The 19738-nt window shown below is 67.4% G+C and carries 15 protein-coding genes; 10 read left to right on the top strand and 5 right to left on the bottom strand.

Translation table 11 applies throughout. The features are described 5' to 3' along the window. Nucleotides 1-56: 56 nt before the first annotated feature. From Q1U94_RS08405 to Q1U94_RS08390, 4 genes are all read left to right on the top strand, one after another. Nucleotides 57-761, top strand: a complete 705-nt coding sequence (locus Q1U94_RS08405; protein WP_300543328.1) for a sulfite exporter TauE/SafE family protein — start codon at nt 57-59, stop codon at nt 759-761. 89 nt (nt 762-850) lie between these two features. Continuing rightward, a complete protein-coding gene (locus tag Q1U94_RS08400; protein ID WP_300543327.1) occupies nt 851-5716 on the top strand; it encodes an alpha-2-macroglobulin in 4866 nt (1621 codons plus the stop codon). A 3-nt stretch (nt 5717-5719) separates the two neighbouring features. After that, nucleotides 5720-7756 (top strand): penicillin-binding protein 1C, encoded by a 2037-nt coding sequence (pbpC, locus tag Q1U94_RS08395; RefSeq protein ID WP_300543326.1) that lies wholly within the window; start codon nt 5720-5722, stop codon nt 7754-7756. Between the two features lie 78 nt (nt 7757-7834). Next, nucleotides 7835-8893 carry an isoaspartyl peptidase/L-asparaginase family protein gene (locus tag Q1U94_RS08390; RefSeq protein ID WP_300543325.1) on the top strand — a complete coding sequence of 353 codons (1059 nt, stop codon included), beginning with the start codon at nt 7835-7837 and terminating at the stop codon, nt 8891-8893. A gap of 39 nt (nt 8894-8932) precedes the next feature. Here the strand turns inward: Q1U94_RS08390 and Q1U94_RS08385 are convergent, their stop codons facing one another. Continuing rightward, a complete protein-coding gene (locus tag Q1U94_RS08385) occupies nt 8933-9841 on the bottom strand; it encodes a LysR family transcriptional regulator (protein WP_300543324.1) in 909 nt (302 codons plus the stop codon). A 94-nt stretch (nt 9842-9935) separates the two neighbouring features. Here Q1U94_RS08385 and Q1U94_RS08380 point away from each other — a divergent pair, with 94 nt between their 5' ends. From Q1U94_RS08380 to Q1U94_RS08370, 3 genes are all read left to right on the top strand, one after another. Further along, nucleotides 9936-10403, top strand: a complete 468-nt coding sequence (locus Q1U94_RS08380; RefSeq protein ID WP_300543323.1) for a hypothetical protein — start codon at nt 9936-9938, stop codon at nt 10401-10403. Between the two features lie 157 nt (nt 10404-10560). Then, entirely contained in the window at nt 10561-11199 is a 639-nt protein-coding gene (locus Q1U94_RS08375) for a carbonic anhydrase (protein ID WP_300543321.1), read from the top strand. 39 nt (nt 11200-11238) lie between these two features. Further along, entirely contained in the window at nt 11239-12252 is a 1014-nt protein-coding gene (locus Q1U94_RS08370) for a fumarylacetoacetate hydrolase family protein (protein ID WP_300543320.1), read from the top strand. Nucleotides 12253-12279: 27 nt separating this feature from the next. On the opposite strand, the gene Q1U94_RS08365 is transcribed toward Q1U94_RS08370, so the two are convergent. The 3 genes from Q1U94_RS08365 to hspQ all read right to left on the bottom strand — a co-directional run bounded on the left by Q1U94_RS08365 (nt 12280) and on the right by hspQ (nt 13694). Further along, the gene (locus tag Q1U94_RS08365) at nt 12280-12621 is read right to left on the bottom strand and encodes a metalloregulator ArsR/SmtB family transcription factor (protein ID WP_300543319.1); all 342 of its coding nucleotides are present in this window, start codon (nt 12619-12621) and stop codon (nt 12280-12282) included. Further along, a complete protein-coding gene (locus tag Q1U94_RS08360) occupies nt 12621-13262 on the bottom strand; it encodes an SRPBCC family protein (RefSeq protein WP_300543318.1) in 642 nt (213 codons plus the stop codon). Before Q1U94_RS08360 ends, Q1U94_RS08365 begins: the two co-directional genes overlap by 1 nt. A gap of 96 nt (nt 13263-13358) precedes the next feature. Further along, complete coding sequence (gene hspQ / locus Q1U94_RS08355) at nt 13359-13694, bottom strand: heat shock protein HspQ (protein WP_300543316.1); 336 nt, start codon at nt 13692-13694, stop codon at nt 13359-13361. A gap of 212 nt (nt 13695-13906) precedes the next feature. Here hspQ and Q1U94_RS08350 point away from each other — a divergent pair, with 212 nt between their 5' ends. Continuing rightward, nucleotides 13907-15019, top strand: a complete 1113-nt coding sequence (locus Q1U94_RS08350; protein WP_300543314.1) for a Ppx/GppA phosphatase family protein — start codon at nt 13907-13909, stop codon at nt 15017-15019. Continuing rightward, complete coding sequence (locus Q1U94_RS08345; protein WP_300543313.1) at nt 15016-15759, top strand: RlmE family RNA methyltransferase; 744 nt, start codon at nt 15016-15018, stop codon at nt 15757-15759. The genes Q1U94_RS08350 and Q1U94_RS08345 overlap by 4 nt, the downstream gene beginning before the upstream one ends. 180 nt (nt 15760-15939) lie before the next feature. Here the strand turns inward: Q1U94_RS08345 and Q1U94_RS08340 are convergent, their stop codons facing one another. Continuing rightward, nucleotides 15940-17982, bottom strand: coding sequence for a bifunctional diguanylate cyclase/phosphodiesterase (locus tag Q1U94_RS08340; RefSeq protein WP_300543312.1), 2043 nt, complete (start codon nt 17980-17982; stop codon nt 15940-15942). A 170-nt stretch (nt 17983-18152) separates the two neighbouring features. Here Q1U94_RS08340 and guaB point away from each other — a divergent pair, with 170 nt between their 5' ends. Next, on the top strand, nt 18153-19622 hold the full coding sequence (guaB, locus tag Q1U94_RS08335) for an IMP dehydrogenase (protein WP_300543310.1): 1470 nt from the start codon (nt 18153-18155) through the stop codon (nt 19620-19622). Nucleotides 19623-19738 lie beyond the last annotated feature (116 nt).

Genomic DNA, 19738 nt, shown 5'->3' with positions numbered 1-19738 from the left:
CACACTTTATTTGTGGATTTGCACAGGGCAAGCACGGGTTTTGAGGAGAAGCGGCAATGGCGCCAGCCGGCCTGTCGGAACTGAGTATAGCAGGCGGTCTTCTGGCCGGTTTCGCCTCCAGCCTGCACTGTGTGGGCATGTGTGGCGGGATCGCGGCGAGCCTGTCGGTCACACTCGGCGGGAACACGGCGGTGGCGCGTACCCGGGCTCTGATGCTCGCCCAGCTGGGCCGGATGGCAGCCTATGTTCTGGCTGGAAGCCTGCTGGCGGCGCTGGGGTCGCAGGCCTATTTCGCCTTCGACCGGTCCGAGGCGCACCTCCTCCTGCGCTGGGCGGGGGCGGCCATGCTGGTCTATATAGGCCTGTCGGTGGCGGGCTGGGCGCCGTCGCTGGCGGGATTCGACCGGTTCGGACATCGCATTCTCGGCTGGATCCGCGCACCTTTCGGCCTCTCGCTCGCCAGCCCGCTGGCGGCGGGATTTCTCTGGGGTTTCCTGCCCTGCGGGATGGTCTACGCCACCTTGTTCTATGTCATGTTGTCCGGGCGGCCGGAGACCGGTGCATCGATCATGCTGGGCTTCGGTCTGGGCACGCTTCCCGCCGTTACGGCATCGGCTTTCGGCGTGTCCGCGCTGATGTCGGCCGCGCGGACAGCGCGGGTCCGGATCGGCGCCGGACTGGCCATTGCCGCTCTGGGGCTGGCTTCTGCTGCCCTGCCGTGGCGCACCATCGCGGCGATCTGCGGCATTCCGGTTGACTGACACGAAAAATTCGCGTCCGCGACCATTTCTCCAGTGCTATTTCGTTAACAACGTCTTATGGTTGGGCGGCTGGAAGGGGAGAGTCGGCCATGTCGCACTGGCGCAGCCGGATTCTGGCGCTGATCCTGGCCGCGGGGGTCATTGCCTGTACGGATCAATCCACGGGACCGCAGGGGCCGTCCGGGCCTGACCTGGAAGCGCGGCCTGCCGATGCGCCTCGCGCTGCGCCTGACACCCCCGGGGAATTTGTTTTCGTGCGCTATACGGTCGATGTCGACGGCGATGCGCCGCGGCTCTGCCTGGTCTTCACCGCGCCCCTCGATCCGGCCGCCGACTACACGCCCTATATCGCCGTCGAACCGGACAGGCCGGTCGCGCTCTCGGTGGCCGGTCAGACGCTGTGCGTCGGCGGGCTGGGTTTCGGCGAAGGTCAGGTCCTGACCCTGCGCGAAGGCCTGCCGTCTGCCGGTGGCGAGGGGCTGGCGGCGGATGAGACAGTGCAGGTCGATTTCGGTGACCGTCCGGCCTATGTGGGCATTGCGGGCGACGGTGTAATCCTGCCACGGCGCGATGCCGACGGCCTGGCCATCGAGACGGTGAATGTCGACAGCGTAGAGGTCGAGCTCTGGCGGATCACGGACCGGGCGCTGGCCTTCCGCTCCATCACGGCGGGCTATAACGGCGCCGAGGGTGAGTACAACTGGACGCCGGAGGATGAACGCCCCTTCGAGGTCGGCGAACGCATCTGGAATGGCGAGATGGATACGGCCGGCGCGCTGAACACGCCGGTCACCACCGTCTTCCCCATCGCCGAGGCCATCGGCACGCTTTCGCCCGGCGCCTACTACATTTCCCTCACCGATGCCGCCGAGGCCGGCGACGAGTACCGCTCTCCGGCAAGGGCAACGCGCTGGCTGGTGATCACGGATCTGGCCCTGACGGCCTATCGCGGCAGCGATGGCGTCGATTTTACTGTGCGATCCCTGCAAACGGCCGAGCCGGTTCCGGGCGTGCGGGTGGAACTGATTGCGCGGTCCAACGAGGTTCTCGGTACGGCCACGAGCGACGCCAACGGCCATGCCCGTTTCGCGGCACCGCTGACGCGTGGCGAGGGGGCGATGGCACCGCGCCTGCTCACCGCCTACGGCCCGGACAATGATTTCGCGGTCCTCGATTTCCAGCGCAATCCGGTCGACCTCTCCGGCCAGAATACCGGTGGCCGCCAGCGTCCGGACGGAGCGGACGGTTTCCTCTGGCTGGACCGGGGCATCTACCGCCCCGGCGAAACGGTTCATGCCGGCGCCATGGTGCGCGATGTGGAGGCCGTGGCGATCTCCGACCGGCCGGTCACGCTGACCGTCTACGGCCCCAACGGGATCGAGGCGGCGAATGCGCGCTACGAGGCGGCGCCCCGGGCCGGTACCGTGTTCTGGGACTACAGCCTGCCGCGTGCCGCCGCACGGGGCGAATGGCGTATCGTGGCAGAGATGGACGGGTATGGCGTCGTCGCCTCCACCCGTTTCTCCGTCGAGGATTTCGTGCCGCAACGCGTGGCGCTCGATCTGGAAACCGACGACGAAACGCCTATCCGGCAGGGCGGCACGCGGGAGATCGAGGCGAATGTGCGCTTCCTCTATGGCGCGCCGGGCGCCGGCCTGCCGGTCGAGGGCCGGCTGCGCATCGAAACCGATCCCGGCCCGTTCGAGGCCTATGGCGGGTTCGATTTCGGCCGCCACGATCAGAGCTTCCGCGAACGTTCCATGGATCTGCCTGACACCGTCGCCGACGGGGCCGGGCGGGCCGTGCAGATCGTCGACGCCGGGGGCTATGGCGAGGACGCCACCCGGCCATTGCGTATCCGGGCTGTCATTTCCGCCATCGAGCCGGGCGGCCGGGCGGTCGCCGACGATGTGCGTATTCCCTACCGTCCCGCCGACCTCTATCTGGGTCTGAGGCCGCAATTCGACGGCCGCGCCCAGCGCAATCGCGAAAGCGCCTTCGACCTGGTTGCCGTGGATGCCGGGGGAATGCCCGTTGCCGCCGAGGTCAGCTGGCGCCTGGTCCGCATCGACTGGGATTATGACTGGTACCGCGCCGATGGCGGAAGCTGGCAATGGCGCCGCACGCGCCATGTCGTGCCCATCGAAGACGGGGTGATGGAATTGTCGGGCGAGGGTCCGCAAACCCTGCCGCTGCGCGCCCTGGACTGGGGCCGCTATCATCTGATCGTCGAGCATGCGGCGAGCGGCATGTCGGCCAGTTCGGCCTTCTATGTCGGCTGGGGCGGATCGGCGGAAAGCGGCGAGACGGCACCGGACCGCGTTACCGTGTCGGTTCCCGACGCGCCGGTCGCTGTGGGCGACAGTGCGACCCTTGCCATCCTGCCGCCCTATCCGGGCGAGGCTGAAGTGGTGATTGCCAGTGACCGGGTTCTGGAAACCCGGACCGTCAGCGTGCCGGAGGGCGGGGCCGAACTCTCCTTCCGCGTGACCGAGGACTGGGGAGCGGGCGCCTATGCCATGGTCACCGTCTACACGCCGCGCCATCCCGTTGACCGGCCGGCGCCGCGCCGGGCCGTCGGCGTCGCACACCTGCCCGTGGACACGGCGGAGCGCACGCTGACCATTGATTTCAATGCGCCGGAACGGATCCATCCGCGCCAGACCGTATCCCTGGAACTCCAGATCGACGGACCGGTCCGCTCCGGCGCCTATGTCTCGGTGGCGGCCGTCGACGAAGGCATTCTCGCCCTGACGCGTTTCGCCTCGCCCGATCCGCAGAACTGGTATTTCGGCAAGGCGGCACTGGATGTCGATCTGTACGACGATTACGGACGCCTGCTCGATCCCAACCAGGGGGCCGCAGCGCCGGTACGCCAGGGCGGCGACCAGATCGGCGGGGCGGGGCTCACAGTGGTGCCGACCCGGACGGTCGCCCTGTTCTCCGGCCCGGTCGAGGTGGGCCGCAATGGCCGCGCAACGGTGACGTTCGACGTGCCCGACTTCAACGGCGAGCTCCGGCTGATGGCCGTGGCCTGGACGGGCCGGGCCGTGGGGCAGGCGGCCCGGCCGCTGACCGTACGCGACGATGTGCCGGCCGAACTCATCCTGCCGCGCTTCCTGGCGCCAGGGGATATCTCCACCGCCACGCTGACCATCGACAATGTCGACGGAGCGGCAGGGACCTACTCGGCGACGCTGTCGGCACGGGACCCTGTGTCCATGTCGGCCGGCGACACGCTGCAGCTGGCCAGCGGGCAGCGCATCGACCGGCGTTATGAGATGTCGGGCACGGATACCGGTATCGGCGCGGCCGGCCTGTCTGTCGAGGGGCCGGGAGACTTTGCGGTGTCCCGCAGCTATCCGATCGAGGTGCGGCAGGCCTGGCTGGCCTCTTCGCAGGTCACCCGGGGCCGCGTCATGCCCGGTGACAGCTGGCGCCTGTCCAGCGAGGCGCTGGCGGCCTATCTGCCCGGAACCTCGACCGTGTCGGTGAGCTTCTCGCCGACCCCGCTGGACGAGGCGGCGCTACTGGAATCCCTGAGCCGTTATCCCTATGGCTGTACCGAACAGATCACCAGCCGGGCGCTGCCGCTTGTCTATGCCGGTCCGCTTGCGGCCGAGGTGGGCGAAGAGGCCATTCCCGGCTCCCGCGCCATCGTGCAGGAGGCCATCGGAACCATCCTCAACCGCCAGGCCAGCGACGGCGTGATCGGTTTGTGGCGTATCGGCGATCGCGGCGCGCGGCCCTGGATCGGCGCCTATGCCGTCGATTTCCTCGCCCGGGCGCACGAGGCCGGCTACACCGTGCCCGAAGCGGCGCTGGACCGCGCCTACGGGGCGCTGGAACACATCGCCTCGGGCGAGATGTGGCGGGCCGGGGGGTACGACACCGAAATCTATCGCTGGCGGGGCCAGACCGACACGCCGGAACGCCTGGCGGACCGGTCGGCGGCCTATGCGCTCTACGTGCTGGCCCGGGCCGGACGGGTCGACCGCTCGCGCCTGCGCTACATGCACGACCAGCGTCTCGAGGCGATCGACAGCCCGCTGGCCCTCGCCCAGATCGGTGCGGCGCTCTACCTGATCGGCGACCGTGCGCGCTCCGTCAGTGCCTTCGATGCCGCCGAGGCGGCGCTCGGTTTCGAGAATCCGGGCAATTACTACCAGTCGCCGCGCCGCGACCTCGCCGGCGTGCTCGCCCTGGCCGCCGAGGCGGGCGAGACCGGCCGCGTCGTGCGCCTGGCCGAACGGGTTGTGCAGGACCTGCCCGAACCGGCCCGTCTGAACACCCAGGAGAAGGCCTTCCTCCTGCTGGCCGCCGAAGCGCTTTCCGGCGATGCGGACATGCGCGTCGAGGCGCCGGCCAATGTGCCCGCCCCCGGTGCAAACCGTTACGAGCTGGACGAGGCCCTGCTTGAGGACGGGGCGGAGTTCCGCATTGCCGGCGACAATCCTGTCTGGGTCACCCAGATCGCCCGCGGCGAGACGGTCGAGGCGCCGGGCATGGCGGTCGAGGGCCTGGTCATCCAGAAGCGCGTGCGCCGGCTCGACGGCTCGCCGGTGGATCTGGACAGCCTGGTGCAGGGCGACCGGCTGATCGTCGATCTTACCGTGGCGCCGCGCGAGGAACGCCTGATCCCCGCCATTGTCGAGGACCTGCTGCCGCCGGGCTTCGAGATCGAGGCGGTGGTAAGGCCGGAGGAGGCGGGCCGCGACGGCATCTATTCCTGGCTGGGCCGGATCGATACGCCGCGGGTGGCGGAAGCGCGCGACGACCGTTTCGTCGCGGCCATCGACCTGCGCAACCGCCGGCCCGAACGCCTGGCCTATGTCGTCCGCGCGGTGACGCCGGGCCGGTACACCCTGCCGGGCGCGGTGGTGGAAGACATGTACCGGGCCGACACCTTCGCACGTTCGACGACGGGCCGGGTGGTGATCGCGCCGCGAGGCTAGGGCATGCTGGGGCTGCACCGCATATACTGGGGGGTCGTGGCCGGGCTGGGCTTGCTGGTCGGCCTTCTGGCACTGGACCGGCACCTGCCGCCGCCCCTGGAGGCGGTGCACGAGGTGTCCACCGTCGTGCGCGACCGCAATGGCCAGGTCCTGCGCGCCTATCCCGTGGCTGACGGACGCTGGCGCCTGGCCGCCGATCTCGATTCCCTCGACCCGGATTTTGTCGAGGCGCTGCTGGCCTATGAGGACCACCGGTTCTGGTCGCACTGGGGCGTGGACCCGCTGGCACTCTTCCGCGCTGCCCGTGACAGCCTGGCTGCCGGACGAATCGTCTCCGGCGGGTCCACCCTGTCCATGCAGCTGGCCCGCCTGATCGAGCCGCGCGAGCGTACGATCGGCGCGAAACTGGTCCAGATGCTGCGCGCCCTGCAGATCGAACTGCGTCATTCCAAGCGGGAAATCCTGGAATACTATCTCACCCTGGCACCCTATGGCGGCAATCTGGAGGGTGTGCGGGCGGCCAGCTGGGCCTATTTCGGGCGCGAACCCGACACGCTGACCGTCGAACAGATCGCGCTCTTGCTGGCCCTGCCGCAATCGCCCGAAGCCCGGCGCCCGGACCGGCACCCGGACAATGCCGTACTGGCGCGGGGGCGCGTGCTCGATCGCCTGGCCGAGGTCGGCCTGGCCCGGCCCTCGGCTGCAGCCGACGCTGCGCTCGATCCGGCACCGGGGCGCGGTGCCTTTCCCTCCGATGCCTGGCACGCCGCCGATACGCTGCGCGCGGCGCGGCCCGGCACCGCCGAGATCGTTTCGACACTGGACATCACGCTGCAGCGCATGCTGCAGGAGGAGCTGTCCCTTGCGGCCTCCGAGACACCGGAACCGGTCCAGTTCGCAGCGATCCTGGTCGAGACGGACAGCCGGGCCGTCCGGGCCCTGGCCGGTTCGGCCAGCCGGGACCGGCCGGGCGGCTGGATCGATTTGACCGACCGCTCGCGTTCGCCGGGCTCGACCCTGAAACCCTTCATCTATGGCATGGCCTTCGATGACGGGCTGGCCGCCGGCGGCACGCGTATCGCGGATCTGCCCCGGCGTTTCGCCGGTTATCGGCCGGACAATTTCGACCGCCGTTTCCGCGGCGATGTGACCAGTGCCGAAGCCCTGCAGCACTCCCTCAACGTACCCGCCGTGACCGCGCTGGACGGGGTCGGGGCGCGGCGGTTCAATGCGGCACTCTCCTTCGCCGGTGCGCGTCCGGAACGTCCGCGCGGGGCCGGCGAGGACAGCGGCCTGGCCGTGGCGCTGGGCGGGGCAGGGCTGAGCGTGCGCCAGCTGGCCGTGCTCTATGCGGCGCTGGGCGATGGCGGTGTGGCCCGGCCGCTGCGCTGGTTCGGGGACGAGACGGCTGCCGGGGCCGGGCACAGCGTGATCGGGGCCGAGTCGGCCGGAGAAATCCTGGATATCCTGCGCCGGGCGCCGCATCCGGGCGGGCGCATGCCGGCCGCACTGGCCCGGGGTGCGCCCGACATCGCCTTCAAGACCGGCACGTCCTACGGCTTTCGCGACGCCTGGGCGGCGGGTGTGGCCGGGGACTACACGATCGTGGTCTGGACCGGCCGCGCCGACGGTGCTCCGCGCGAGGGTGTGACCGGGCGCGAAGGCGCGCTGCCGCTCCTGTTCCGCCTGGCCGACGGTATTGCCCGAATCGATCCGGAGGCGATGCGCGGGGCCGGCGAGCGCGAAGCGCTGCCGGAGACGCCGGACACAATGGCCAGTTTCCGCACCGATCCCGCACCGCATATCCTCTTCCCGCCGGACGGGTCGGAAGTCTGGGCCGACGGGGCGGGCCGCGGCTTCATCCTGTCCGCCCAGGCCCGTGGTGATCTGACCTGGTATGCCGATGGCGAGCGGGTGGACGCCAATGCCATGGGCGAACCGGTCTGGGTGCCCGCCGGGCCGGGCTTTTACGCCGTCACAGCCGTGGATGACGAAGGCCGCACGGCGCGTTCGCGCGTACGCATCCTGACCGGCGGCTGAACGACGCCGCGATGCGGGCTTGCGCTCGATGATGCGAGGGGAGACCCTGCCCGCACATATCCTTGGGGAGAAACCGACATGTTGCGCACCTTTTTGCCGGCCGCCTGCGCCGCACTTCTGACCACAGCAGCCGCCACGGCCCGGGACGAGGGCGGATGGGCGCTCGTCGTGCACGGCGGAGCCGGGGTGATCGAGCGCGATTCGATGACGCCGGAGACCGATGCAGCCTATCGAGCGGCCATGCACGCCGCACTCGAGCGGGGCGAGGCGGTGCTGTCCGAGGGCGGATCGGCCCTCGATGCGATCGAGGCGGTGATACACGGCCTGGAAGACGACCCGATGTTCAATTCCGGTCGCGGCGCCGTCTTCACCGCTGCCGGCCGCAATGAGCTCGACGCGTCCATCATGGACGGTGCCACGCTGAATGCCGGCGCGATTGCCGGCGTCACCCAGGTGCGCCATCCCATCTCGCTGGCCCGCGCCGTGATGGAAAATTCGCGCCACGTCATGCTGCAGGGCGAGGGCGCGGAGACCTTTGCCCGCGAACAGGGTCTGGAAATCGTCGAACCGGCCTTCTTCTTCACCGAACGCCGCTGGGCGTCGCTGGAGCGTGCGCTGGGCGCGCAAGGCCTTGCGATTCCGCCGCGGCCGGAAGGGGCGCCGGAGCCGGAACCGGTCGATCACGGTGCGCTGGAACGCGATTCGCGGGAGCACCGGTTCGGCACGGTCGGTGTGGTTGCACTGGACCGGAACGGCAATATCGCCGCCGGCACGTCGACCGGCGGCACCACGGCCAAGCGCTGGGGCCGGGTCGGCGACAGCCCGATCATCGGCGCGGGAACCTATGCCAGCAACGAGAGCTGCGGCGTCTCGGCGACCGGGACGGGCGAATTCTTCATCCGCCTGACCGTGGCGAGCCGGATCTGCATGCTGGTGGAATTGCAGGGGCTGAGCCTGCAGGCCGCCGCCGACCGCGTCATTCAGGACGAGCTCACGGCGCTGGAAGGTGATGGCGGCATTGTCGCCCTAACGGCGGAGGGAGACATCGCCTGGAGCTTCAACACGCCTGGCATGTATCGCGCCCGCCTGTCGGAAGGTGGCGAGCCGGTGGTCGCAATCTACGGCGACGAGGAATAGCGGTCACAGGGCGTGTGCCTGCGGGGCACACGCCCTGTCCTACAGCGTCGATGGCTCGCCGCGGCTGAAATAGGCGCTGTCGGCCTGCATCTGGGCAATGATGTGATCGAAGGCGGCGCGCACGCGCGCGCTTTTGCGCACGGTCTCGTGGGCGACGACCCACAGATCCAGCGAGGACGAGAAGTCGGGCAGGATGCGTTCCAGCAGCGGGTTCTGCAGGGCCAGGCGGTGCGATGTGACGCCGACGCCGAAGCCCGCTTCGATTCCCTTGACATGGCTGGCGGGCGAATTGGCCTTGAAGGAGATGTTTTTCGGCAGGACCGGTGTCCCGTGTTCCGTGGACGGCCAGCCGAAAAAATCGACCATAGACCAACCCACACAGGAATGATCGGCCAGGTCCTCGACCGTCTCCGGCCGTCCGTTGCTATCGAGATAGGCTTTCGAGGCGTATAGTCCCGCACCCACGGTCGCACCGCGCCGCCCGATCAGGCTCTGCTGGGTCCCCGGACCGTTCCAGCGCAACGCGATGTCGGCTTCCCGGTCGGCCAGGTTGGCCGTGTTGTTCTTGATCGAGATCTCGATGCCGATGCCGGGATTGTCGCGCTGGAACGAGGCGAGGGCGCGCGGCAGCCAGTCCGCTCCCAGGCCTTCGGATGCCGATACGACGACCAGTCCGGACAGGGACTGGTCCTGGGCGATCACCGCGCGTTCGATCGCCGACGCCTCCTCGCGCATGCGCTTGGCATGGGCAACGACTTTCTGGCCCAGGGGCGTGAGGCGCAGCTGGCCGTGGTCGCGTTCGAAGACGGGCTCGCCGAATCGCTGTTCGAGCGCCTGCAATCGCCGGGTCACCGTGGGTTGGCTGACAGCGAGCTGCTGCGCGGCGGCGGTAAGACTGCCCGCTTCGGACACGGCGAGGCAGACGAGATAGTCGGACCAGTCATCCATACGTTTGTGTATTCCGACGATCCTGATTTCGTCAATTCCATTCACATAACTTCGTTCTAAAACTTAACACCGTTCACCTTCGGAGGGAGTGACCATGCGCGCACTGTTTGCCGCGGCCGTTGTCGCGGCCGTGTTTTCGTCTGCGGGCCAAGCCCAGTCCTGCGACGACCAACCTGAATTTGCCGCCCACCGCACCGCCAATGGCGTGGTGCGGGCACAATACAATGCCGTGTCCCGCGGGGAGTGGCCGGAAGCGATCCATTTCGGCGAAGAAATCCTGGAGTCCGGCGGTGCGCCGGGCCACAAGGTTGCCGCCCACACCAATCTCTGTGCCGCCTACGCGGCCACCGGCGAGCTCGAGGCGGCCCTGAGTGCCTGTGATCGAGCCCTCGAAATGCGGGACGGTGCCTGGCGTGCGCTGAACAATCGCGGCGTGGCGCTGTGGCTGTCCGGCCAGCGCGAGGCAGCCGTGGAGGCCTTCCGGGCGGCCGACATGTCGTCCTCCGGCGAGGATGAAGTCGAGGCCAATCTTGCCCTGTCCCAGTGCGTAACGGCCGGCTGATCCTCCCAGACTGCTAGACCTTATGCACTCTACTGGAGGCCGGAGCCAAAAAGGGCTCCGGCCTTTTTCGTGTCTGTTGCCGCGGGCTTCCCGTTGGTTACGATTGCAACTAAAAACCCCCGCAGACGTGATCTGAAACGACCGGAGGGAGAGGTTCATGCAGCCGGCAGCACCCGAAACGCTCATCGACGGATACCGCCGTTTCCGCGGCGGACGCTTTGCCGAGGAACGCGCCCACTACGCCGAACTGGCCGAAGGCCAGACGCCTCACACCCTGGTCATCGCCTGTTCCGACAGCCGGGTCGATCCGGCGGCGATCTTCGACGCCGCGCCCGGCGAGCTCTTTGTCGTTCGCAATGTCGCCAATCTCGTGCCTCCGGTCGAAGAGGGCGGCGGCCTGCACGGTGTTTCCGCCGCGCTGGAATTTGCGGTCAAGGTGCTCAAGGTCAGGGGCGTGCTGGTGATGGGCCATGGCGATTGCGGCGGGGTCAAGGCCTGCGCCAGCGGCATGGACGGGGTTCCGACCGACTATCTGGGGCCCTGGCTGTCGACCATGGAACCGGCCCGTGAACAGGCGCGGGCCCAGATCGGCGAGGCATCGCTGGCCGAACTGTCCAGCCATCTCGAACTCGTCTCGATCGAGCATTCCGTCGAGCGGCTGAAGGCCTTCCCCTTCGTTGCCGACGCTATCGCCGAGCGCAATCTGGAAATCCACGGCGCCCGTTTCTCCATTGCCGACGGCAAGCTGGAATGGCTTGCGGGCGATGGCCGGTTCGAGACGGTTTCCATTCGCTGATCGCCCTTTCTGTCCGCAACCCCCGAAGAGGACACGCCCATGAAACTCGCCACGCTCAAATCGGACAGCCGTGACGGCCGTCTGGTCGTCGTTTCCAGGGATCTGGCCTGGTGCGCCGATGCCTCCCGCATCGCCCCGAACCTGCAGGCGGCGCTGGATGACTGGGAACGATGCGAGCCGGAGCTGAGAAGCCTGGCCGGCGAGCTGGAACGCGAGACGATTCCGCGCGAGCGATTCCACGAACGCGACGCGCTGTCGCCGCTGCCGCGCGCCTATCAGTGGGCCGACGGCTCGGCCTACGTCAATCACGTCGAACTGGTGCGCAAGGCGCGCGGCGCGGAAATGCCGGCAAGCTTCTGGACCGATCCGCTGATGTATCAGGGCGGGTCCGACGCCTTCCTGGCGCCGCGTGGCAATATCCCGCTGGGCGATACGGCCTGGGGCTGCGACATGGAAGGCGAGGTCGCGGTGATCACGGGCGACGCGCCCATGGGCTGTTCCCCCGAAGAGGCGGCGAAGGCAATCCGGCTGGTCATGCTGGTCAATGATGTCTCGCTGCGCGGCCTGATCCCGGCGGAGCTGGGCAAGGGGTTCGGTTTCTTCCAGTCCAAGCCGCCGAGTGCCTTTTCGCCGGTGGCTGTCACGCCGGACGAGCTGGGCGAGGCCTGGGACGGCCGGAAACTGCACCTGCCGCTGCTGGTAAAATACAATGGCCAGCCCTTCGGCAAGGCCGAGTGCGGCATCGACATGACCTTCGACTTCCCGCAGCTGATAGCCCATCTGGCCAAGACGCGCCCGGTGACGGCCGGCACGATCGTGGGATCCGGTACTGTTTCCAACAAGCTGGACGACGGCCCCGGCAAGCCGATTTCCGAAGGCGGGGTGGGCTATTCCTGTATCGCCGAGATCCGCATGATCGAGACGATCGAGAACGGCGAAGCCAAGACTCCCTTCATGAATTACGGCGACACGGTTCGTATCGAGATGAAGGACAGGGATGGCCATTCGATCTTTGGTGCCATCGAACAGGAAGTGGTGAAAGCACAGGGCTGACCGGATTGGCGTGACGCCGCCGGGGCGTCACGCCCCCGTATCCTTGCGGCGGGCCTTCTTGCCGCGGGCGACTTCGGTGGCGAGGGCATCCAGTCTGGGTTCCCAGAAATGGCGGAACCGGTCGAGCCAGTCGTCAACTTCCTCGAAGCGGCCGGGTTCGACGGAATAGATGCGGCGCGGCCCTTCCTTGCGGGGCGTGGCAAAGCCCGCCTCGCGCAGCACTTTGAGATGCTGCGAGACGGCCGCCTGGCTGATGGCGAACTCGGTGCAGACGATACCGGCCAGGTCGCCGGCCGGACGCTCGCCGTCCGCAAGCAGTTCCAGAAGGCGGCGCCGGACCGGATCGCCGAGAACGTCGAAAGCGTGCATCAGGCCTCATCCGGGGTGACGCCGGTATAGAAGTCGGCGGTCCGCCTGGCCGCGCCCCGCGCCTGTTCGGGAGCGGCCCCGCCGGCGATATCGGCTTCGCCCCAGGCGTGCGCACTGGTTCGCGAGAAGGTGGTCCCGTCCTCGCTGGCGGCGAATTCCGCCTCGTCCACCCTGGGGGCGTCCGGACGGTCCAGATGGAGCGCCAGGCCCAGAAAGCCGAGCTCCCATCCGACGCCGACCGCACCGGGACCGAACTTCTCCCAGAATTCGGACGGGTGTGCCGTGTGGGTCAGGGTGAGCCGGGCTGTATCCTCGCCGACCGGGTCGAGCCGGAGCTCGATCCAGCTGACATCGCCGCCATATTCCCATGTCGCCGCAAACCGCCGGGGCGGGTCGCATTCTGTGATCGTGCCGCCGGCATTGCCCTGCACCTGGAAACGCCCGCCCGGTTCGAGCGTGCCGGTGACCGGTGCGAACCAGCGGGGCAGCCGTTCGCGATTGCTGACGGCGTCCCACAAGTCCTCGATGCCGGTGGGATAGGTGCGCGACAGGGCAACGGCCCGGGCCGGCCTGCCCTCGCGCTCTGTGTCGGTGACGGAGCGTTCGACCGCTCCCAGGTGACGATGAATATCCAGCTGCATGACGGACCTCATTTAAGCTCGAACTTATTAAGTCAAAACTTAAATGAAAGGTCAAGGACTACCCGGCACGGGTCCGCAAGACGGCAGGAGCCGGGATCAGTGCGCCTGATCCGGCCCCATGCGCAGCGTATAGCGTTCCCCGTCGAAGCCCTCGAAGGCTTCCGGAATCTGTGGATGCCCGACCGGGCCGTTTTCGGCGTCCGGGATCAGATTGCCCTCCGAGACATAGGCGCCGTAATAGCTGTCCTCGTTCTCGGCGAGCAGATGGTAGAAGGGCTGGTCCTTGCGCGGACGGATATCTTCGGGAATGGCCTGGTACCATTCCTCGGTATTGGCGAATTCCGGATCGACATCCACCACCACCCCCCGGAAGGGAAAGAGGCGGTGGCGGACCACATCGCCGAGAGAGAATCTGGCGTGGCGAACGATCATGAGCCTACTCTAACGCGTACCTGTTACTGTGTCCTTCGCCTCCCATATGGGGCGCGATTCAGCAACAAGCTACGAAATCCATGCGATTGCGTCACGCATCCTTGCGGCTTCAGGCGAGACGGGTATTCTGAGCGGGACACTGTTTCGAGGCCGGGTCGAGCCGCGCCGTCCGCACTTGCGGGCCGGGCGCGCCGGACGGCGAAAGGGATATCATGGCGGAGCCATCGCCCCGGAATGCGGGGAAGGACGCCGCCGGACGCAAGCGGAACGGGCGCAAGCGTGCGCCGGCTCCGGTGTACGGCGCAATCGATCTGGGTACGAATAATTGCCGCATGCTGCTGGCCCATCGTACCGGTGCGGGTTTCCAGGTTGTGGATGCGTTTTCGCGTGTCGTGCGCCTGGGCGAGGGTGTGGCCGCTGAAGGACGCCTGTCCGACGGGGCCATGGACAGGGCCGTCGAGGCGCTGAAAGTGTGCGCCGGCAAGATTAAGCGCCACAAGGTTGTCAAATATCGCTCCATCGCCACCCAGGCTTGCCGTATGGCCGGCAATGGCGAGGAATTCCTCAACCGCGTCCGCCGGGAAACCGGGCTGGAATTCGATCTGATTTCGCCCGAGGAAGAGGCGCGTCTGGCCGTGCATGGCTGTGTCGATCTCCTGGATCCGGACAAGGATGCAGCCCTGGTGATCGATATCGGCGGCGGGTCGACGGAGCTGTCCTGGGTCGATATCGCCGAATGGCGCCGGCGCGGAGGTCCGGAAAGCGGGGGGCGTCCGCCCATGAAGTCCTGGACGTCGACGCCTGTGGGTGTGGTGACGCTGTCGGAACGCTTTCCCGAACGGGAGGACCGCGAGGCCTGGTACAATGAGATGAAGGCCTATGCCCGTCAGCTGATGAAGACACCGCGCGGGGCGAAGGCCATGCGTCCGCTCTTCAGGGAGGGGCGCGGGCATCTGGTCGGCACGTCGGGCACGGTGACATCGATGGCCGGTGTGCATCTTCGCCTGCCGCGTTACGACCGCTCGCGGGTGGACGGCCTCTGGATGACCGGCGAGGAGGCCTTGGCCGCCTGTGCCAGGTTGCGCAATCTCGATGTTGCCGGCCGCGCCCAGGAGCCCACGATCGGCCTCGACCGGGCCGAGCTTGTCCTGGCGGGGTGCGCCATCTACGAAGCCGTGGCCGAGGCGTGGCCGGCGGACCGGTTGCGCGTGGGCGACCGGGGGCTGCGCGAAGGGATGTTGCTGAACCTGATGCGCAAGTCCAAGAAACGGCGGCGCAGGCACAGGCGCGGGAAAGGCAAGGGTTCGTCCGGGGTTGAGGCATGAGCGATGACAGCGAGGAGAGCGCCGGCAAGGGCGATGGCGGCAAGCGCCGCCGGCGGCGTTCCGGCCCGGTGAAAAAGGGCGGCGATGCCCGCGCGGCGAAACAGATGTTCGAGCGCGTGAAGACGGCGCGCGGCCGCAAGACATCGTCCACGCGCTGGCTGCAGCGCCAGCTCAATGACCCTTACGTCAAGAAGGCCCAGATGGAGGGCTATCGCTCACGCGCGGCCTACAAGCTGATCCAGCTGGACGAGCGCTTCCACCTGCTCAAGCCCGGTATGCGGATCGTCGATCTGGGGTCGGCGCCCGGCGGCTGGGTTCAGGTGGCGCTGAAGGCGAAGGCGGCGGAAGTCGTGGGTATCGACCTTCTCGAAATCGAACCGGTACCGGGGGCCACTCTCCTGCAGCACGATTTCACCGCCGAAGATGCGCCCGGCCTGGTCAAGGCCGAGATGGGCGGACCGGCCGACGGCGTCATTTCCGATCTTGCACCCTGGACCACCGGCCACAAGAAAACCGACCATCTGCGCATCGTTGCCCTGGTCGAACTGGCCGCGCAGTTCGCCCTGGAAACCCTGAAACCCGGCGGCTTCTTTGTCGCCAAGGTCTTCCAGGGCGGCGCCGAGGGCGATCTTCTCGACCTGCTCAAGGCCAATTTCGAAAAGGTCCGTCATTTCAAACCCGATGCCAGCCGCTCCGAGAGCGCCGAGACCTTCGTGATCGCGACCGGGTTCAGGGGGTAGGGGCAGCCGGCGTTTGCCGGCGGACGTGAGGCCGGATGATGGGAAGCCCGCCAGTCCCTCAGCCCTTCTCCCTGAGGCGCGAGGCACACTATCTGGAACTTGGCGCAAGGCCTGGAAAACGCTGAGCCGCTATCCGCACGGGACGCGCGCTGCGCGCAAGCGGGTACGGCGGCCGCGCTTTCAGGCGGCGCCGGACCGCGGGAGGCCGGGTTCGCCCGAGACGGCGGAGCCCTGAGCGTCCATCGGAGCCGGGCGGCCGAGATAGAAGCCCTGGCCTTCGTCGCAGGCCTCGTCCTTCAGCAGCGAGAGCTGGTTCATTGTCTCGATGCCTTCGGCGAGGACCGGGATGCCCAGGCTCTTGGCGAGGGCGAGGATGGCACGTACCACGGCGAGGGAGCGGTGGTCGCTCTCCAATTCCTCGGTAAAGGACCTGTCCAGCTTGATCTTGTCGAAGGGGAAGGTGCGCAGGATGTCCAGCGAGGAATAGCCGGTGCCGAAATCGTCGAGCGCGACCGACACGCCCAGCGCCTTGATCTGACGCATGATGTGCAGGGATTGCACCTTGTCCTTGATCAGCGCGGTCTCGGTCAGCTCGATCTCGAGCCGGCTGACAGGCAGGCCGGTCTCGAGCAGGATCTGCTGGATCTGCCGCGGCAGGCCCGTATGGGTCAGCTGCACGGCGGACAGGTTCACCGCGACCTTGTGGTCATTGCCCCAGCCGGCCGCATCGCGGCAGGCCCGGCGCAGCACCCATTCGCCGAGCGGCAGGATGAGCCCGTTGGCTTCGGCCAGCGGGATGAAATCGGCCGGGGGGACCGGGCCGCGCGCGGGATGGGTCCAGCGCAGAAGGGCCTCGAAGCCGCGCACTTCGCCCGTGCCGATGGAGGTCTGGACCTGGTAGTGCAGTTCCAGCTGGTCGGTCTCGATCGCGCTGCGCAGATCGTTTGCCAGGGCCCGGCGTTCGCGAACCTCCTCGCCCAGCTCGGTGTCGTAGAAACAGACATCGAGCATCGGATCGATCTTGGCCTTGTACATGGCCAGGTCGGCATTGCGGACCAGCGCATCGCGGTCCTTGCCGTCATGCGGATAGACGGCAACGCCGAGGCTGGCGCCGGTCGCCGATTCATATTCGCCGTAGACCACGGGCTCGTTGAACAGGGCCTCGATCGCCTCCACGCGTTCCTGCAGGGCGGTTCGCGTGTCGGTGTGCAACACGACACAGAATTCGTCCCCGCCGAGGCGGGCGGCGAAATGGGTCTGGCCGGCAAAGGCCTTCAACCGGTCGGCCAGGGTGCACAGGACGGCATCGCCGGCCTCATGGCCCCAGACATCGTTGATTTCCTTGAAACGGTTCAGATCGATGCCGACCACGGCGAGACTGTTGGCGGTTTCGGCATCTGCCAGACAGGCATCGAGATGGGCATTGAAACTGGTGCGGTTGGGCAGGCCGGTCAGCGGATCGTGCAGCGCCATGTGACGCAATTGCTCGTCGGAGTCCTCGCGGACACGGAAATCGATCAGATAGCTGGACACGCCCGTGCCGACGATGACCAGGCCGGCCACGGCGACCGAAAGCGCCATGGCCCGGAAGGCGGCGCTGTCGGCACCGGTCTCCATGCCGGCCAGCGGCGTGACTTGGAAGGCCGCCATGGCTGTGAAGTGCAGGGTGACGATGGCCAGGACGAGAATTCCCGGGGCCACGAAGATGCGCGCGCCGGATTTCCAGCGGTACACGGCCTGGAAGGCGGCGGCGGCAAGTCCGACGGAGAGGAGGATGGAAGCCGTCACATAGGTCTGGTCCCAGGCCACCAGCCCGTCGACCCGGTAGGCGAACATGCCGGTGAAATGCATGGCGGCGATCGCGAGACCGAAGATCGCGCCGCCGAAGACCGGCGCGGCGCGGCCGAACCGGCCAGCAGCGATGGCCAGGCCGATGGCCGTGCCGGCGATGGCAATGATCATGGAGAACAGGGTCAGGGCCGCATCGAAACTCACCGGCACGCCGGGCTGGTAGCCCAGCATGGCGATGAAATGCGTCGTCCAGATCGAGGATCCGGCGCAGACGGCGGTGAGGAACAGCCAGCCGGCCTTCTCCGGTCCGCCCGTGCGCAGGGCACGGCGAAACAGGTGCAGTGTCACAACGCACCCGGTCACACACATGGCTGCGGCAAGCAGGACGAGCCAGAGATTGTGTTCGGTGAACAGGCAGGTGATGACCCGCATGCCAGCCCCCATTCGTCGTACAATTCGCGGGGAACCTAGCTGGAAGGCGTTAACAATCGATCCATGGCGCGAGAATTTTCCGGCTTTGTGACCATTGATCCGCATTCGGTGTTTGACCTTGCGGATTCTCCTGCTATAGCCGCGCCGCAAGCAGCAGAGAGGAGTCTCCCATGGAGATTCGCGAAGGTCTCACCTTCGATGACGTGCTCTTGCAACCGGGCCCGTCCGAAGTTCTTCCCGCCGATGCCGATGTTTCCACGCGTGTGGCCAAGGATGTCGGGCTCAATATTCCCATGCTCGCCGCCGCCATGGACACCGTGTCCGAAAGCGGCATGGCGATCGCCATGGCCCAGGCCGGCGGCCTGGCCGTCATCCACCGCAATCTCACCATCGCCGAACAGGCCGAGGAAGTGCGCCGGGTAAAGCGTTTCGAGAGCGGCATGGTGGTCAATCCGGTGACGATCTCGCCGGACGCGACGCTGGCGGAACTGCGCACCCTGATCGCCCAGCACCGCATTTCCGGAATTCCCGTAGTGGAAGGGCCCAATAACGGGCTGCCGGGCAAGCTGGTCGGTATCATCACCAACCGCGATGTGCGTTTCGCCGACGATCCGAACGAAAAGGTCGGCAATCTGATGACGCGCGAGGTTGTCACGGTGAAGGAGGGCGCTTCCCAGGACGAGGCGCGCGCGAAACTCCACAGGCACCGGATCGAGCGCCTACTGGTCGTGGACGACGAGGACCGGTGTATCGGCCTGATCACCGTAAAGGACATGGAAAAGGCCCAGGCCCACCCCATGGCCGCCAAGGATGCCCAGGGACGTTTGCGCTGCGCGGCGGCCACCACGGTCGGCGACAGCGGTTTCGAGCGCGCCGAGGCCTTGATGGATGCCGGCGTGGATGTCGTCGTCATCGACACCGCGCACGGCCAGAGCCAGTCCGTTCTGGACCAGGTCAGGCGCGTCAAGGCGGCGTCCAACGCCGCCCGTGTCGTGGCCGGCAATGTGGCGACCTATGACGGCGCCAGGGCGCTGATCGATGTCGGGGCCGATTGCGTGAAAGTGGGCATCGGGCCGGGCTCGATCTGCACCACCCGCATTGTCGCCGGTGTCGGCGTGCCCCAGCTCACCGCGATCATGGATGCCAGGCGTGCCGCGGAGGGCTCCGACGCGTGCATTATCGCCGATGGCGGGATCAAGTTTTCCGGGGACATGGCCAAGGCGATCGCCGCAGGCGCGGATTGCATCATGGTCGGCTCGCTGCTGGCCGGTACCGAGGAAGCGCCGGGCGAAGTCTTCCTTTATCAGGGCCGTTCCTACAAATCCTATCGCGGCATGGGCTCGCTGGGCGCGATGGCGGCCGGCTCGGCCGACCGCTATTTCCAGAAGGATACCGAGCGCATGAAACTCGTGCCGGAAGGCATTGAGGGCCAGGTCCCCTACAAGGGTCCGGTCGGACCGATCCTGCACCAGATGGTCGGCGGCCTGCGTGCGGCCATGGGCTATACCGGATCGCGCACGATCGGCGAGCTGCACGAGCGCGCGCAATTCGTGCGCATCACCAATGCAGGCCTGCGCGAAAGCCATGTGCACGACGTCAAGATCACGCGCGAAGCGCCGAACTATCCGACCACGAGCTGATTGCGGACGCGAAACCGCTGCAAAAACTGGCGTATGGCAGCCATCCACCGGGATGGCTGTCGCACGCCGGGAAGCCTGACTAGGGTCCCGTGTCGCCGCCGGGAGAGCGGCTTGAA

Origin of the sequence: Maricaulis sp. (assembly GCF_030149515.1) — a bacterium.
Taxonomy (GTDB): Bacteria; Pseudomonadota; Alphaproteobacteria; order Caulobacterales; family Maricaulaceae; genus Maricaulis.
The sequence above is the reverse complement of the archived record's forward strand: the minus strand, read 5'-3'. Positions and strand labels throughout refer to the sequence as shown.

Excerpts from the sequence above, each read along its gene's own strand:
- Q1U94_RS08380 (WP_300543323.1), top strand. The coding sequence starts at position 9,936 with ATGCGCGCACTGTTTGCCGCGGCCGTTGTCGCGGCCGTGTTTTCGTCT.
- Q1U94_RS08390 (WP_300543325.1), top strand. The coding sequence starts at position 7,835 with ATGTTGCGCACCTTTTTGCCGGCCGCCTGCGCCGCACTTCTGACCACA.
- Q1U94_RS08365 (WP_300543319.1), bottom strand. The coding sequence starts at position 12,621 with ATGCACGCTTTCGACGTTCTCGGCGATCCGGTCCGGCGCCGCCTTCTG.
- Q1U94_RS08360 (WP_300543318.1), bottom strand. The coding sequence starts at position 13,262 with ATGCAGCTGGATATTCATCGTCACCTGGGAGCGGTCGAACGCTCCGTC.
- Q1U94_RS08375 (WP_300543321.1), top strand. The coding sequence starts at position 10,561 with ATGCAGCCGGCAGCACCCGAAACGCTCATCGACGGATACCGCCGTTTC.
- Q1U94_RS08405 (WP_300543328.1), top strand. The coding sequence starts at position 57 with ATGGCGCCAGCCGGCCTGTCGGAACTGAGTATAGCAGGCGGTCTTCTG.
- Q1U94_RS08400 (WP_300543327.1), top strand. The coding sequence starts at position 851 with ATGTCGCACTGGCGCAGCCGGATTCTGGCGCTGATCCTGGCCGCGGGG.
- Q1U94_RS08345 (WP_300543313.1), top strand. The coding sequence starts at position 15,016 with ATGAGCGATGACAGCGAGGAGAGCGCCGGCAAGGGCGATGGCGGCAAG.
- Q1U94_RS08370 (WP_300543320.1), top strand. The coding sequence starts at position 11,239 with ATGAAACTCGCCACGCTCAAATCGGACAGCCGTGACGGCCGTCTGGTC.
- Q1U94_RS08340 (WP_300543312.1), bottom strand. The coding sequence starts at position 17,982 with ATGCGGGTCATCACCTGCCTGTTCACCGAACACAATCTCTGGCTCGTC.
- Q1U94_RS08385 (WP_300543324.1), bottom strand. The coding sequence starts at position 9,841 with ATGGATGACTGGTCCGACTATCTCGTCTGCCTCGCCGTGTCCGAAGCG.
- guaB (WP_300543310.1), top strand. The coding sequence starts at position 18,153 with ATGGAGATTCGCGAAGGTCTCACCTTCGATGACGTGCTCTTGCAACCG.
- hspQ (WP_300543316.1), bottom strand. The coding sequence starts at position 13,694 with ATGATCGTTCGCCACGCCAGATTCTCTCTCGGCGATGTGGTCCGCCAC.
- Q1U94_RS08350 (WP_300543314.1), top strand. The coding sequence starts at position 13,907 with ATGGCGGAGCCATCGCCCCGGAATGCGGGGAAGGACGCCGCCGGACGC.
- pbpC (WP_300543326.1), top strand. The coding sequence starts at position 5,720 with ATGCTGGGGCTGCACCGCATATACTGGGGGGTCGTGGCCGGGCTGGGC.